This is a genomic window from Amycolatopsis sp. NPDC058278 (genome assembly GCF_042881395.1).
In the GTDB taxonomy this organism is placed as follows: domain Bacteria; phylum Actinomycetota; class Actinomycetes; order Mycobacteriales; family Pseudonocardiaceae; genus Amycolatopsis.
Genome location: NZ_JBHVXZ010000180.1, coordinates 1 through 14,201 on the forward strand (window position 1 = coordinate 1; position 14,201 = coordinate 14,201).

A 14,201-nucleotide genomic window follows, 5' to 3' on the forward strand; every position below is an offset into this window, starting at 1 on the left:
ACCGGGACCCGCCCGCGTTCGAGCCGCTCGAAGGCGCGGTGCCACATCATCGAGTGCTCCAGGCCCTCGAACGCGTCGCGCTCGGTGAGCTCGGAAAGGTCGAGCCCGGCGGAGAAGTGGTCGCCGACGGCGTCGAGCACGACGGCCTTGATCCCCGGCGGCGGGGCGCCGAAGAACGACTCGATGCCGAGCACGGTCGCGTCGTCGAGGGCGTTGCGCTTCTCGGGACGGGCCAGCCACAGCACGGCGATGTCGTCCCGCAGCTCCAGGCGCAGCGAAGGGGGCAGCAGAGGCGTGGTCATGCGGGTCCGTTCGTGAAGGTTTCGGCGGCCAGGGTGCGCAGTTCGACGCGGCGGATCTTGCCGGTGGCGTTGCGCGGCAAGGCGTCGGTGAACCGCACGTGTTTCGGGACCTTGTAGCGTGCCAGGTGCCGTTCGAGGTGCGCGCGGAACTGCGGTTCGTCCAGCTCGGCGCCGGGCCGGACCACGACGAAGGCCGCGCCGGCCTCGCCCCAGCGCTCGTCGGGCACCCCGACCACGGCGCAGGCGTCGACCGCGTCGAGCCGGACGGCGACCGCTTCGATCTCGGCCGGGTACACGTTTTCCCCCCCGGAGATGATCATGTCCTTGACCCGGTCGACGACGTGGGCCCAGCCGTCGTCGTCGACGCGGACGACGTCACCGGTGCGGAACCAGCCGCCCTCGACGAAGCTCGCCTTCGACTCCTCGGGCCGGTTCCAGTAGCCGCCGAAGACGTGCGGGCCGCGCACGAGCAGCTCGGACGGCGTCCCGTCGAGCGGCTGCGGCGTGAGATCGGGACCGAGGGCCGCCACGTCGGTGAAGAAGTGCGGCACCCCGGCGGCGACCGGGTGGTCGAGCGTGCCTTCGTGGGTCGCCATCGAGACACCCGGGGCGGCCTCGGTCATGCCGTAACCCTGCAGGAGCTTCACGCCGCGGTCGAGCCACGCGCGGGCGACGCGCTCGGCCACCGGCGAGCCGCCGTAGAGCACGCAGGTCAGCGAGCCGAGGTCGGCGCGGTCCCAGTCCTCGTGGCGGCACATCATCTCCAGCATCGTGGGGACCGCGGAGAAGCTGGTGATCCCGGCTTCGCCGATCCGGGCGAGGATGGTGCCCGGATCGAACTTCGCCACCGGTTCCACGCTGCCGCCCTTGAACAGCGTCGGCAGCGTGATCTGGCCGAGCCCGACGCAGTGGAACAGCGGCGCGATGCACAGCGCCTTGTCGGTGCCCAGGACGTCGAGGTGCGCGAGCTGGTTGACGGTGTTCCAGGTGAGGTTGCCGTGGGTGAGGACCGCCGCCTTCGGCCGTCCGGTGGTGCCGGAGGTGTAGAGCAGCAGGCAGGGATCTTCCAGCCCGACGGCGGTTTCCGGAAGTGGCCCGGCTTCGGCGATCTCCGCTTCGAAGTCCCGTTCCCCCTCGGCGGGATCCATCGCGATGACGACGCCGTCCGGGAGCGCACCGGCCGCCGCCACCAGGTTGCCGGTGTCCGGACTGTGCACGAGGACCGACGCGCCGCTGTCGGCGAGCATGTACCGGATCTCCGTGGGGGAGAGCCGGTAGTTGAGCGGGACGAAGATCGCGCCGCAGCGGGCGGTGGCGAACAGCGTCTCGAACACGGTGATGTCGTTGACGCCGAGGTAGGCCACGCGGTCACCCGGGCGGACGCCGAGCCGGGTCAGCGCGCCGGCCAGTCGTTCGACGCGCTCGGCGAGCCCGGCGTAGGTCAGGCTCCGGTTCCGCTGCACGAGGGCGGTGCGGTCCGGGTTGATCCGCGCCCGCCGCGCGGGCCAGCTGCCCAGGCCGAAATCGGGCAGGTTCACTGCTGCCTCCTTCACCAGCGGAGCACCGGTTTGATCGTCTTGCCCATCAGCATGTCGTCGACCGCCTGTTGAATCTGCCCGAACTCGTAGTGCGTGACCAGCTTTTCGATCGGGAACCGGCCCGCGGCGACGAGCTCGGCCAGGGTCGGCACCAGCGCCTGGGTGTCGGCGTCGCCCATGGTCAGGCCGACGACGCGCCGGCCGGGGAGCAGGAAGTTGACGTCCACCGGCACCGTCGTGCCGAACGCGGGCGCGCCGACGACGACCGCGGTGCCGCGCGCGGCCAGTGCGCCGATCGCCGTCCCCAGCACGCCGGCGTTGCCGGTGGTCTCGACGACGCCGTCGACCCCGCGGCCGCCGGTCAGCTTCCCGACCGTCTCGGCGAGGTCCTCGCCGCTGGTGTCGATCGTGTCGGTGGCGCCGAGCTCGCGGGCCAAAGTGAGCCGGGTCGCGACGCGGTCGACGGCGATGATCCGGGTCGACGGCGTCAGGTGGGCGGCCATGACCGCCGACAGGCCGACCGCGCCGGCGCCGGTGACCAGCAGCGTGGCGCCGGGGCGCGGGGCGAGGACGTTCCACACGGCGCCGGCGCCGGTCATGATGCCGCAGCCGAGCGGGGCCAGCAGGTCCAGCGGTGCGTCGGCGGCGACCTTGACGACGCTGCGTTCGTCGGCGACGGCGTGCCCGGCGAAGCTGGACTGGCCGAAGAAGTGCCCGCCGAGCGGGGTGCCGTCGCGGGAGATCGGGGTCGTGCCGTCCGGGCGCTGCCCGCCGAGCAGGTTGGCGGGCAGCCAGGTTTCGCAGTAGGCGGGGTGGCCGTCGCGGCAGTTCGCGCAGCCGCCGCAGGAGGTGTAGCTGAGCAGGACCCGGTCGCCGGCCCGTACGCGCGTGACCGCGGCGCCGGTCTCCTCGACGATCCCGGCGCCTTCGTGGCCGAGCACGCCGGGCAGCGGGAAGGGCAGCGCGCCGGCGGCGACGCCGAGATCGGTGTGGCAGACGCCGGTGGCGACGACCCGGACCCGGACCTCGTCCGGGCGGAGCTCGTCGAGGGCCACTTCGCCGAGGGTGAAGCCGGCGCCGGCGGACTCCACGACGGCCGCGGTGGTGGTGGTCATGGGGATGCTCCTGGGTGGGCTCAGGCGAGGGAGATGACGACGGACTTCGTGCGCGTGTAGGCGTCGAGGGATTCGGGGCCGTATTCGCGGCCGAAGCCGGAGTCCTTCACGCCGCCGAAGGGGATCGCGGGGTCGAGCATCGCCCAGTCGTTGACCCAGACGATCCCGGCCTGCAGCCGTGCGGCGACGCGGTGCGCGCGGGCGAGGTTCGTCGTCTGCAGCCCGGCCGCGAGGCCGTAGGGCGTGCTGTTGGCCAGCGCGACCGCTTCGTCTTCGGACGTGAAGCGCTGGACGGTCAGCACGGGACCGAAGATCTCCTCCCGGATCACGCGGGAGCCGGCCGGCAGGTCCGCGATCACCGTGGGCTGGAAGAAGAACCCGCCCTCGATGTCCGGCCGGCCGCCGCCGGTGACGATCCGGCCGCCGTCGGCGCGGGCCAGCTCGACGTACTGCTCCACCTTCGCCCGGTGGCGCTCGCCGGCCATCGGGCCGACCACCGTCGCGGGGTCGAACGGGTCGCCGACCGGCACGTGCGGCACGGCTTCGGCGAGCGCGCCCAGGATCGTGTCGTACAGCGCGTCGGCGACGAGCAGCCGGGGCCCGCCCATGCAGAACTGGCCGGTGTTGAACACGAACCCCTTGATCGCCGCGGCGACCGCCTGCTCGACGTCGGCGTCCTCGAACACGATGTGCGCCGCGTTGCCGCCGAGTTCCAGGGTGACCGGCTTCAGGTGCTGCCCGGCCACGCCCGCCGCGTGCCGGCCGACCGCGGTGGAGCCGGTGAACGCGATCTTGTCCACCCCGGGGTGGCTCAGCAGGGTCTCCCCGATCTCCGAGCCGAAGCCGGTGACCACGTTGAGCACGCCGTCGGGCACGCCGGCCTCGGCGAGCAGCCCGGCCATCAGCAGCGCGCTGAGGGAGGTGTCTTCGGCCGGCTTGTGCACCACGGTGTTGCCGGCGGCCAGTGCCGGCGCGATCTTCGAGGTGGACAGGATCAGCGGGAAGTTGAACGGCGTGATCGCGGCGACCACGCCGAGCGGTTCGCGGCGCGTGTAGGCGTGCGCGGGGATCGGGATCTGCCGCGTCGCGCCGTCCAGGCCCTGCGCCAGGGCCGAGTAGTACTCGTACTGCTCGGCGACGGTCTCGACGTCGACGGCCCGGCACAGCGAGATCGGCTTGCCGACGTCGGCGCTTTCCAGGGCGGCGATCTCGTCGGCGCGGGCCCGCACCAGGTCCGCGACCCGGTGCAGCACGCGGGCCCGCTCCCGGGCCGGCGTCGCGGCCCAGCCTCCGGCGGCCTCCCGGGCCGCGGCCACCGCGGCGGTCACGTCGGCGGCCGTCCCGCGGGCGAGGGAGGTGAGGGTCTTGCCGGTGGCCGGGTCCACGGCGTCGAAGCGGTCCTCGGTCTCGGTCCACCGGCCGCCGATGAACAGCCGGCCCGGTTCGACGTCCGGGCGGGGCCGGGTGCCCGGCCTCTCCTCCACTGCGGTCATCGTCCGACTCCTCACTGAGCGACGGGTACATCAGGGCAACGGGTACATCAGGGCGACGGGTATATCAGGAACCCTGAGATGCATCAGGATGCGATGGGGGGCCCGTCCTTGTCAAGGGGCCGGGTCCCGGGCCGGCTGCGGCAGGATTTCCGGCGCAATTTTTTGACCGTCCGTTAACCGATTCCCGTGTGGACGGACGAGTTTTTCAGCGGGGCACCGGATGTTTCACCCGAGGCGGTCGAGGCGCGTAACGGCCGGGTGCGGCAGGCCGACTCCAGCGTGCCCGGGAATGGGCCGTGTCCATTCCGTCCGGCCCGCCGGGCGTGTCGGAAAAGAGGTCACCTGTGAACCCGAAGAATTTCCGGCGGTTCGCCCGCCGATCCCTGCCGCCCGGCGCCGCGGTGGCCGCCCTGCTGGCCGGCGCCGGTGTCGCCGTCGCCACCACCTTCGCCGCCGGGGTACCGGTCGCGGTGCCCGACCACCCGCTGGGCGGCGGAGCGGCGTGCGCCGCGCTCGTCGCGCAGCAGGAGGCCCGCGGCAGCGTGAACTACCCCGCGTCCGAGGTCGAGCCGTACGTCGCCGCCGACCCGGCCGACCCGCGCCACCTCGTCGGGTCGGCGCAGCAGGACCGCTGGAACGACGGCGGCTCGAACGGTCTCACCGACGTCGTGTCCCGCGACGGCGGGGCGACCTGGACGCCGGCTGCCGCGCAGCCGCCGTTCAGCATCTGCGGCGGCGCGACGGCCGGCTCGCCCGGCTACTTCCAGCGCACCACCGACCCGTGGGTGAGCTTCTCCGCCGACGGCCGGGTCGTGTACTCGATCGCGGACTCGTTCAACGCCGACGGCCCGGCGTTCGGCGGCGCGAGCGCGATCCTGATCAGCCGTTCGCTCGACGGCGGCGACCACTGGGAAACCCCGGTCGTCGCGCGCCTGGACACCTCGACGCAGGTGCTCAACGACAAGGAAACGGTGACCGCGGACCCGCTGCTCGCCGACCGCGCCTACGCGGTGTGGGACCAGCTGGTCTCGCCGCAGAGCAACGCCAACCCGAGCGCGTACAACCACGCGTTCACCTACCGCGGCCCCAGCTACTTCTCCCGCACCACCGACCGGGGGTCGACCTGGAGCACCGGCCGGATCATCTTCGACCCCGGGCAGAACGACCAGACGATCGGCAACCAGATCGTCGTGCCGACGACCGGTCCGGGGCGGGGCGTGCTGATCAACGGCTTCGACCTGATCACCAACAAGGGCGGCGCCTGCCTGTTCACCCACGGCGGGCAGCACTGCCACGGCTCGTCGACGTCGACGGCGGCGGTCGTCCGGTCCACCGACGGCGGGACGACGTGGTCCGGCGCCATCGGCATCGACACCCAGCACGTGGCCTCGGTGACGATCGCCGGCCACCCGGTCCGCTCCAGCGACGAGCTGCCCGAGTTCGCCGTCAACCCGGTCAACGGCTTCGTGTACGCGGTCTGGCAGGACTCCCGGTTCAGCGCCACCGGCGCGGCCAAGATCGCCTTCGCCCAGTCCACCGACGGTGGATTGACGTGGGGGGACACGATCCGCGTCGACCAGTCGCCGGGGGACACGCCCGCGTTCGTGCCGCAGATCCGCGTCACTTCCGACGGCACGATCGGCCTGAGCTACTACGACCTGCAGAACGCGACGCCGGCGCGGCCGGGGCTCACCGACGCGTTCATCGCCCACTGCCACGCCGCGACGAGCGACTGCGGCAACCCGGCGAACTGGGCCGTCAACGGGCAGACGAGGCTGACCGCCACGCCGTTCGACTTCACCACCGCACCGGACGCCGGCGGCTACTTCCTCGGTGACTACTCCGGGCTCGCCGCAACGGGTCCGGCGCTGACCGCGTACTTCGGCGTCGCGCGGCCGGTGGCCGTGAGCGGGGCGTCGGACATCTTCGCCAACCACGCCGGTTAGCCGGTGACCGGGAACGGTGGCCCGGCCGCCGTTCCCGGTCGTGGTTCACCCGGATGGGTGGTTTGGATGGCGCGCGTGCGGGACGCGTGTGGAGGTGCGGGGTTCGGCCGTTGGCGGGGTTGCGCCGTTCGGATCAAGGACTACGCTGCGAAGTGCGGTCAAGCAGCATCCGTCCCCCGATTTGCCAGCGACCGAGCGGGTCGGTCGAGAACGACCCGCTCGTCACGTCATCTGCGAATGAGGCGTGGAATGTTAGTCGTCCAGCCCCCAGCGACGGCGATCCCCGTAGCGCCGTCGAAGCGCGAACAGCGCACTGCGTTCGACATCCAGGTCATCCGCCCGTACTTCGGCGCGGTCATGGTCCGCATCCGCGGCGCGCTCGACGCGGACAGCGCACCGCAGGTGCGTTCGGCGTTGAGCACGTGGGCGCACCGCCGGTTCCCGGTCCTGGTGCTCGACCTGTCCGAGGTCGACTTCCTCGACGCGGCGGGCCTCGCCGCCCTGGGCGGCATCCAGGCGCGGGTGGTCCGCGAAAACGCGACTCTGCGCATCGTCACGGGCGACAACCGCGTGGTGCGCCGGGCGTTGTCGGCCAGCGGGCTCGACCACGCGCTGAACGTCAGCCGCCTGCCGTCCGGGTGGGAACGCGCGACGGAGATCCCCAGCCAGAGCTGATCCTCGTCCGGCGGTCCCGCCGCCGGGCGGGCCGTGGCACCCTGGCGGCATGCGGGAACCGGGCGACGTCGAACCCGATCCGGCGGCCGGCACCCAGGTCATGCCGGCCGAGTACGCGGCGCTGCGCGCCGAGGTCGAGCGGCGCGCGAACGTCCAGTGGAGCGTCTTCGCCCTGCAGCTGGCGTCGGCGGGCGCCATCGCGAGTGTTGCCGTCGCGGCGACGTCGAACCTGGCCGTGCTGCTGCTCGTCCCGCTGTCCTCGTACCTGCTGGACAGCCGGTACATCCTGCACGACTTCCACATCAAGCTGATCCGGCGCTACCTGCGGGAGTCCCTGTCCGAGCGGCTGGCGGGGCACATCCGGTGGGAAAGCCGGCGGTCCGCGGCGCTGGCCGCGCCCACGTCGCGCGGCTGGTTCAGCGTCACCGGCTGGAACTTCGCGCACCCCACCCGCCTCGCCTTCGAAGGCGTCGGACTGCTGGCCGTGCTCTCGGCAGGGGTCGCCGGGGTGTACCACTGGTGGCTGCGCCCGCCCGCGTGGCCGCTGATCGTCGGGTATGCCCTCGGCTGGTCCCTCGGCGTGGTCGTGACCGTGCTGCTGCGCAGGGCTTTCCGGCGCGCCTCGGATCTGTGATCTCCGGGTTCGCCCGCTAGGCGCGGGCGGGCGCACGCAGCCCGTCGATCGTCTCCCGCAGTGCTTCGTCGGTCGGTGTCGGCTCGATGCCGAAGGCCGCCGTCGCGGCCGAAGAGTCGAGGACGAACGGTCGCCGCAGCTGGTACTCCATCTCCACCATCTCCCGCGCGAGCGGGTTGAAGAGCCCGCCGAGGCGCAACACGGGCCCGGGCATCGGGGTGACGCGGGCCGCCGGTGCGCCCGCCAGTTCCGCGGCGCGCTCGGCGAGCCGGCGCAGCGACACCGCCGGTGCCGTCGGCACGTGCCACGGCCGGCCCCAGGCCCGCTCGTCGGCCGCGACCGCGACCAGGGTGCGGGCGACGTCGCCGACGTGGGTCCAGCTGTGCGGGGCGTCCAGGTCGGCCGGCGCCGAGGCGCGCTTGCCGGCGAGCACCTTCGGCAGCACCAAGGCGGTGAACGACGAAAGCGCGCCCGCACCCAGGTAGTCGGACCCGCGCACCTCGGTCGTGCGGATGCGGCCGGCTTCGTGGGCGGACAGCGCGTCCGCCCACAGCTTCGCCCGCACTTCGCCCTTCACCGAGTTCGGCCGCATCGGCAGCTGCTCGGTGATCGGGCCGTCGACGGCGCCGTAGGCGTAGAGGTTGCCGGTCGTGGCGAGCAGGGCTCCGCTCGTCTCGGCTGCCCGCAGCAGCGCCGCGCCGAGCGGGGGCCAGCCGGTGGCCCAGCGGTGGTAGGCGGGTCCTCCGCAGCTGTACAACGCGACCGCGCCTTCGGCGTGCCGCGCGAGCGTGGTGGCGTCGGTGGCATCGGTGGCGACCAGCCGGACGCCCTCGACCGCCGGGCCGCCGCCGCGGCGGCTGAGCAGGCGGACTTCCAGGCCGCGGGAAGCGAGCAGACGAGCCGTGGCCGAGCCGACCGGACCGGCTCCGACGATGACGTGCAGGGACATGGGACCACCTTTTCCACCCAGGCGAGAACAGTGTTCTCGGACAAGAACACCGTACTGAGACGGTGCGCCCGACGTCAAGAACACTGTTCTCGCCGAGTTCGGGTGTTCTCGGAAGTGTGCGAGACTGGGGTGGTGTCCGCCTCGTCGTTGCGCGCCCGGGTCCGCTCGGAGATGCACCAGGAAATCAAGGACGCCGCCCGGCGCCGGCTCGCCGAGGAGGGGGCGAACCTGTCCCTGCGTGCCGTGGCGCGGGACATGGACATCGTCCCTTCGGCGCTGTACCGGTACTTCCCGAGCCGTGACGCCCTGCTGACCGCGTTGATCATCGACGCGTACGAGGGACTGGGCGCGGCGGCGGAAGCCGCCGAAGCGGCGGTCCCGCGTGCCGACCTTCGTGGCCGGTGGCTGGCGGTGTGCCGCGCGGTGCGGGCCTGGGCGCTCGCGCACCCGGCCGAATTCGGCTTGCTCTACGGAAACCCGGTGCCCGGTTACGCCGCCCCGCCGGAAACCGTCGCGCCCGCGTCGAAGGTGATCCTCCTGCTCGCCGCCGTCGTCGGCGACGCCCCGGGGGAGCCGGGCTCACCCCGGCCGCTGCCCGGGCCCGTCCGCGCCGACCTGCGGCGGCTGATCGACCAGCAGGCCGCGGACCTGCCGGAGGAGTGCCTGGACCGGGTGCTGCTCGCGTGGACGCACCTGTTCGGCCAGCTCACTTTCGAGGTCTTCCACCGGCTCGACGACATGATCGGGGCGCGCGCCGAATACTTCGAGCACCACATGGCCCTGCTGGCCGACCTCGCCGGCCTGCCCTGACCTCTTGCTGGGGGGTCCGGGTGGCGGAGCCCCCGGCCCGGGGCGCAGCCCCGGATGTCACTGACTCGCGCTCAGGGCCGGTCGAGCGGGGCCAGCTCACCGAACGGCCGCCGCACGCGTACCTCCGGGCCGGACAGGTCCACGTCTTCCCAGGCCACGTACCGGCTGTGGCGGTGCAGCCAGCGGATCAACGCCACCAGCGGCTGGGGCCCGCGCTGGTCGTGGCGCTGGTAACCGAACAACCGGACGCGGGTGCGGCCCACGATCACCCCGCGCACCACCAGTTCCGGCAGCCCGTCGGCACCCGGCGTCGCCTCCGCGCGGATCTCGCGGACCGCGCCGAGGTCGCGGCCCGCGGCGTCGCGGACCGGGCGGCCGATCAGCTCACCGGCTCGCACGGCCCGCTCCCGGGATCCGGCCGATGACGCGGCGGCGCAGCCAGTCCTCCGATGGGCTGTCCGTCGCCTGGGCGACGGCCGTCGTCACGACGATCGTCGGCTCGATGCGGCGGATGGCGTTCAGCGGGATGCGTTGCGGCGCTTGGGCGCGGAACCCGCGGCCGATGTGGTGCAGGAGCCTGCCGATCGGGCCGCCCACGCGGTCGGCGAGTGCCTCCGGGCCGACCAGCAGCGCGTCGACGACGTACGTTTCGCCTTCGGCGCGCAGCTCGAGGTCGTCGACCTTCCCGACCACCGTGCCGTCTTCGCCGATGATCTGCCGGTCGAGCAGGGCGTCGCCCAGGTCGACGAGGCCGAGGTCGGTCCACGGGTTCATTGGCCCGCTCCGGTGAAGATCATCAGGGGGATCGCCACGAGCGCCGCGACGGCGATGACGACGAGCATGACGCCGCCGACGGTGTTGCTGAAGCGGCCGTTGGCGTGCTTGCCGAGGTACTCGCGGTCGTTGGCGACGATGAGCACCGGCAGGTAGGTCAGCGGCAGCGCCACCGCCGAGAAGATCAGCGAGATCTCCGTCAGGCCGACCGGATCGAGGCCCGTCTGCACCACCAGCACCGCGAGCAGCAGGCCGGCGCCGACGGTCAGGTGGAACCGGGCGGCGTTGCGCGGCGCGCGGCGCTTGCCCCAGTCCCAGCCGAAGTACTGCGCCAGCATGTAGCCCGACGACAGCCCGGTCTCCAGCGCCGCGCCGAACGTGGCGGCGAAGATGCCGATCAGCACGATCACCAGGCCCGCCGTCCCCAGCGCGAGCGTCACCGGCAGGACGATCTGGCTGACCTGGCTCACGTCGACCCCGGCCGGGAACAGCACGACCGCGGAGCACGCCATCACCGCGAGGGCGAGCAGGCCGCCGAGGGGGAACCCGAGCAGCACGTTCGCGCGCTGCACCGACAGGTCCTTGACCGTCCAACCCTCTTCGACGCCGCCGGAGGTGAAGAAGAAGACCTCGTACGGCGTCATCGCGGACGCGAACAGCGCGACCGCGTGGTAGGCGTAGGTCGGCAGCGCCTGGTCGGGCGGCGGGGCGAACCCGGCGATCTGCGACCCGAGCGACGACCAGTCGGGGTGCAGGAAGAAGACGGCGACGGCGAACACCCCGATCGCCAGGCCGGCGAGGCCGAAGCCGGTTTCCATCTTCTCGAAGCCGACCCGCCAGACCACCAGCCAGACGAGCACGCCGATCGGCAGGACCCAGACCAGCCGGTCGACCCCCGAGGCCAGCTCGATGACGATCGCGACGCCGCCGATCTCCGCGCACACCGTCAGCAGCGTGATGAGGAACGAGCCGGCGAGGTTGAGCAGCGCCACCCGGGGGCCGAGACGTTCGCGGATCAGGTCGAACACGGGACGCCCCGACACCGCCACGATCCGCCCGGACATGTCGGCGTAGACGCAGATGCCGAGCACGCCGAGGGCGGTGACCCAGACCATCGCCATCCCGTAGCGGGCGCCGACGACACCGCTTTCGACGAGGTCGCCGATGTCGACGAAGCCGCCGACCGCGGTGAGGATGCCGAGGGTGACGGCGAGGAACTTCTTGCTCACGAGGTCACGCCCCAGCGGGCGAGTTCGCCGATGAGGCCCTGCAGTTCGGCGTCGATCCGGTCGAGGCCTTCGTCGGTGCCGTCGCCGAGGCCGTCGTCGAGCCGGTGGGCCACCGCGACCGCGCGGTCGGTGATCGACGCCAGTGCCGCGCGGGCGCGGTCGTCGGTCAGCTTGCCGACGTCCTGGCCGGCGGCGCCGAGTTCGTCGGCCGCGTCGCGGACGGTGACCGACAGGCTCGGCACGGGCGGGACCTCGTCGCGGTCGGCCGTCACCACGAGCCGCAGGAGCTCGAGCTGGCCCCGGATTTCCCGCCCGGCGTGCACGGTCTCGGCCCGGGGACCGGCGCCGCAGGCCGACAGTGCCGTGACCGCGAAGACGGCGGCCACCGCGCAGAGCCGGGTTCGCCGGAGCGCAATCACGAGCCGGGTGTACCCGATCCCGGCGCGGACAAACACCGGGATGCTCCACCGTGGACAGATGGGTGATTGAACCGGCGCCGGTGCGGGAAGTTGAGGGCCATGCCGAGCGAAATGTCCTTTCAAGACGCGGACGGACCGGACGAAAACGACCTTCCGGTCACCCGGCCGGCGTGGCCGGTCACGGCGCTCAGCGCGGTGGCGCAGGGCGGCCTGGTCTGGGTCCTCGTGGCCGGGGTGCTGGCGTGGCGGCCGGGGCCCCGGCGCCGGGCGGCGGGCCGCGGGCTGGTGGCGGGCGCGGCCGGGATGGCGTTCGGGCACGGCGTGAAGGCCGTGGTGCGCCGGCCGCGGCCGGCGGCGCAGGACCTCCCCGCCCACCGCGCGCTGCTCGAACAGCCGAAGTCCTCGGCGTTCCCGTCGACGCACGCGACGACGGCGGCCGCGTTCACGGTCGCCGTCGCGCTCACCGCGCCCGCCACGGGGGCCGCGATCGCGCCGCTGGCGGCCGCGGTCTGCTACAGCAGGCTGCGGACGCGGGCGCACTGGCCGACCGACGTGTACGGCGGCGTCGCGATCGGCGCCGTCGTGGGTGGCCTCGTGCACCGCCGGTTCAGGCGCGGAAGTACGCCCGGAAGGTAGTGCCGTCGTCGCCGGTGTGCAGGCGGACGAGGTCGGCGAGGTGGTTGACGAGCAGCAGCCCGCGGCCGCGCGGCTGGTAGGGGCTCGCGGGGTGGCGGCCGGCGAGGGGATCGATGAGCCGGCCGTGGTCGTGGACCTCGCAGGCGAACTCGCCGTCGCCGCCCCAGAACCGGACGGTGCCGGATCCGCTGCCGTGCTCGATGCTGTTGGACAGCAGTTCGGTGACGACCACCTCGATGTCGGCCACCCGGTCGTCGCTCAGCCCGCAGGCGGTCGCGCGGACGTGGGCCAGCGCGCGGGCCGCCGCGAGGCCGGTGGTGTTCGCCAGCTCGAAGGCCCCGTCCGGCGCGGGCAGCGGCTGGTTGTACCGGGCGATCAGGTCGTCCGGGGCGTAGGCGGGGCTGGTGCGCTGCCCGGTGCCGTCGATCAGGAGCGGGTGGGTGACCTCGGCGTCGGCGAGGACGTCCGGGGCGAGCGCGTCGGCGTCGTAGGGACAGAGGACGGTCGCGTCCCGCCCGGCGAAGGCGAGGTTGATGAGGGCTTCGTGCTGGGCGCACGCCGGGTACTCGACGGCCGAGCGCGCCGCCCAGATCGGCTCGCCGATGATCCGCACCGGCCGGCCTGGGTGGCTGTCGGCGAAGGCGCGCAGCACACCGGGGATGATCCGCCCGGGGTTGCGCCCGGCCTCGGTCATGTCCAGCAGCCGCACCCGGGCGGCGTCGGCGCCGAGTTCCCGCCGCAGCAGCTCGAGGTTGTCCCCGGGGACCGCGACCGCCACCGGCTCGTCGGCGGCGAGGCCGCCCCAGACGAACGGCACGGTACCCGCCAGGTATTCGGCGGCACCGCGGTAGAACAACGCGGGGTGCCCGAATGCGCCGGTGCCCGTCTCCGCGGTTGCGCTCAAGCCGCCTCTCCTTCCGCCGGGAACGCCACCAGTATGCGTGAACTCACCCCCGGATCGGGCGACCCCCGGTCACTGGGCGCTACAGGCGAGCGGCCTTCGCTTCGCCCTGGAAGTCGGCTCGCGGGAGAGGCGCTGGGACCGAGCACCGGCAGGCTCCGATCCGGCGGCCGGTCACGTCGCTTCCGCTTCGAAGGCCGCGCCGAGCTCGGCGAACTGCTTCGCGGCGGCCGCCGGCAGGGCGGCGTCGCCTTGGCGGCGGCCCTGGGCGCGGGGCAACGCCGCCGTCCAGCGGTTGTGGGCCGCGTGCCGCTCGGCTCGGCCCCCCCATGGTGCGGCGCGTCCGGGGCGTCGAGGACCACCGCCAGTTCGGCGGCCACGCCCGCGCCAGCGGCTGCGCGGGCGCGCCACCGGGCCATCGACGGCTCGTCGCCGGACAGGCCCGCCGCCAGCAGCGGGACGCCGAGGGGCGCGTTGCGCGGGAGCCCGGTTTCGGCCGTTGCGTGCCACAGCTCGTCGGCGGCCGCGAGGGCTTCGACCGGCCGGTCAACGCGAGCGTGGTGACCAGGCCGCCCGTGCCCGGGTACGGGTGACCGGCCAGGGCCGGGTCACCGGCTGCGCGCCTGCTCAGGTCGAGGGCGTCGGCGTCACCTTCGGAAACTCCGTGGCGGTCAGGCAGGCCGGACGGAACTTCGCCCGGGCCCGGGCACCCTCCCGCCCCCGCCACACACCCCCCCCACGACGGCGGTGGCAGTGGAAAAAAAAAAAAAAAGAACACCC

Annotated in this window: 16 protein-coding genes; 6 read left to right on the top strand and 10 right to left on the bottom strand. The window is 73.2% G+C overall.

The genetic code is table 11. From position 1 onward, the window contains the following. The 4 genes from ACFVYA_RS46325 to ACFVYA_RS46340 form a co-directional block, all read right to left on the bottom strand. Positions 1-302 (bottom strand): enoyl-CoA hydratase-related protein (locus ACFVYA_RS46325; protein WP_387054512.1); only part of this gene is annotated, 302 nt, incomplete at its 3' end. Then, positions 299-1,840, bottom strand: coding sequence for a long-chain fatty acid--CoA ligase (locus ACFVYA_RS46330; RefSeq protein WP_387054513.1), 1,542 nt, complete (start codon positions 1,838-1,840; stop codon positions 299-301). The genes ACFVYA_RS46325 and ACFVYA_RS46330, both read right to left, overlap by 4 nt. Before the next feature lie 11 nt (positions 1,841-1,851). Then, complete coding sequence (locus ACFVYA_RS46335) at positions 1,852-2,955, bottom strand: NAD(P)-dependent alcohol dehydrogenase (RefSeq protein ID WP_387054515.1); 1,104 nt, start codon at positions 2,953-2,955, stop codon at positions 1,852-1,854. A gap of 20 nt (positions 2,956-2,975) precedes the next feature. Further along, a complete protein-coding gene (locus ACFVYA_RS46340) occupies positions 2,976-4,448 on the bottom strand; it encodes an aldehyde dehydrogenase family protein (protein ID WP_387054517.1) in 1,473 nt (490 codons plus the stop codon). A 344-nt stretch (positions 4,449-4,792) separates the two neighbouring features. Between ACFVYA_RS46340 and ACFVYA_RS46345 the strand changes: the two genes are divergently transcribed. From ACFVYA_RS46345 to ACFVYA_RS46355, 3 genes are all read left to right on the top strand, one after another. Next, positions 4,793-6,394, top strand: coding sequence for a sialidase family protein (locus ACFVYA_RS46345; RefSeq protein WP_387054519.1), 1,602 nt, complete (start codon positions 4,793-4,795; stop codon positions 6,392-6,394). A gap of 249 nt (positions 6,395-6,643) precedes the next feature. Further along, a complete protein-coding gene (locus tag ACFVYA_RS46350; protein WP_285990526.1) occupies positions 6,644-7,069 on the top strand; it encodes an STAS domain-containing protein in 426 nt (141 codons plus the stop codon). 49 nt (positions 7,070-7,118) lie between these two features. After that, positions 7,119-7,703, top strand: coding sequence for a hypothetical protein (locus tag ACFVYA_RS46355; protein ID WP_387054521.1), 585 nt, complete (start codon positions 7,119-7,121; stop codon positions 7,701-7,703). Positions 7,704-7,719: 16 nt separating this feature from the next. Here the strand turns inward: ACFVYA_RS46355 and ACFVYA_RS46360 are convergent, their stop codons facing one another. Then, entirely contained in the window at positions 7,720-8,652 is a 933-nt protein-coding gene (locus tag ACFVYA_RS46360) for an NAD-dependent epimerase/dehydratase family protein (protein WP_387054523.1), read from the bottom strand. Positions 8,653-8,781: 129 nt separating this feature from the next. Between ACFVYA_RS46360 and ACFVYA_RS46365 the strand changes: the two genes are divergently transcribed. Then, positions 8,782-9,462 carry a TetR/AcrR family transcriptional regulator gene (locus ACFVYA_RS46365; RefSeq protein WP_387054536.1) on the top strand — a complete coding sequence of 227 codons (681 nt, stop codon included), beginning with the start codon at positions 8,782-8,784 and terminating at the stop codon, positions 9,460-9,462. A 71-nt stretch (positions 9,463-9,533) separates the two neighbouring features. Here the strand turns inward: ACFVYA_RS46365 and ACFVYA_RS46370 are convergent, their stop codons facing one another. From ACFVYA_RS46370 to ACFVYA_RS46385, 4 genes are read right to left on the bottom strand one after another with little or no spacing between them, the layout of a single operon-like run. Then, positions 9,534-9,860, bottom strand: a complete 327-nt coding sequence (locus ACFVYA_RS46370) for a hypothetical protein (protein WP_285990530.1) — start codon at positions 9,858-9,860, stop codon at positions 9,534-9,536. Then, positions 9,847-10,236 carry a PRC-barrel domain-containing protein gene (locus tag ACFVYA_RS46375; protein WP_387054525.1) on the bottom strand — a complete coding sequence of 130 codons (390 nt, stop codon included), beginning with the start codon at positions 10,234-10,236 and terminating at the stop codon, positions 9,847-9,849. The genes ACFVYA_RS46370 and ACFVYA_RS46375 overlap by 14 nt, the downstream gene beginning before the upstream one ends. After that, entirely contained in the window at positions 10,233-11,465 is a 1,233-nt protein-coding gene (locus ACFVYA_RS46380) for an NRAMP family divalent metal transporter (RefSeq protein ID WP_387054527.1), read from the bottom strand. Before ACFVYA_RS46380 ends, ACFVYA_RS46375 begins: the two co-directional genes overlap by 4 nt. Further along, complete coding sequence (locus tag ACFVYA_RS46385) at positions 11,462-11,920, bottom strand: hypothetical protein (RefSeq protein ID WP_387054529.1); 459 nt, start codon at positions 11,918-11,920, stop codon at positions 11,462-11,464. The genes ACFVYA_RS46380 and ACFVYA_RS46385 overlap by 4 nt, the downstream gene beginning before the upstream one ends. Before the next feature lie 63 nt (positions 11,921-11,983). Between ACFVYA_RS46385 and ACFVYA_RS46390 the strand changes: the two genes are divergently transcribed. Then, on the top strand, positions 11,984-12,520 hold the full coding sequence (locus tag ACFVYA_RS46390; RefSeq protein ID WP_387054531.1) for a phosphatase PAP2 family protein: 537 nt from the start codon (positions 11,984-11,986) through the stop codon (positions 12,518-12,520). Here ACFVYA_RS46390 and ACFVYA_RS46395 read toward each other — a convergent pair. Further along, positions 12,492-13,424 carry an anti-sigma factor RsbA family regulatory protein gene (locus ACFVYA_RS46395; protein ID WP_387054533.1) on the bottom strand — a complete coding sequence of 311 codons (933 nt, stop codon included), beginning with the start codon at positions 13,422-13,424 and terminating at the stop codon, positions 12,492-12,494. The genes ACFVYA_RS46390 and ACFVYA_RS46395 overlap by 29 nt on opposite strands. A gap of 326 nt (positions 13,425-13,750) precedes the next feature. On the opposite strand from ACFVYA_RS46395, the gene ACFVYA_RS46400 reads away from it, so the two are divergent. Further along, positions 13,751-14,014, top strand: a complete 264-nt coding sequence (locus tag ACFVYA_RS46400; protein ID WP_387054535.1) for a hypothetical protein — start codon at positions 13,751-13,753, stop codon at positions 14,012-14,014. The last annotated feature ends 187 nt before the right edge of the window (positions 14,015-14,201 follow it).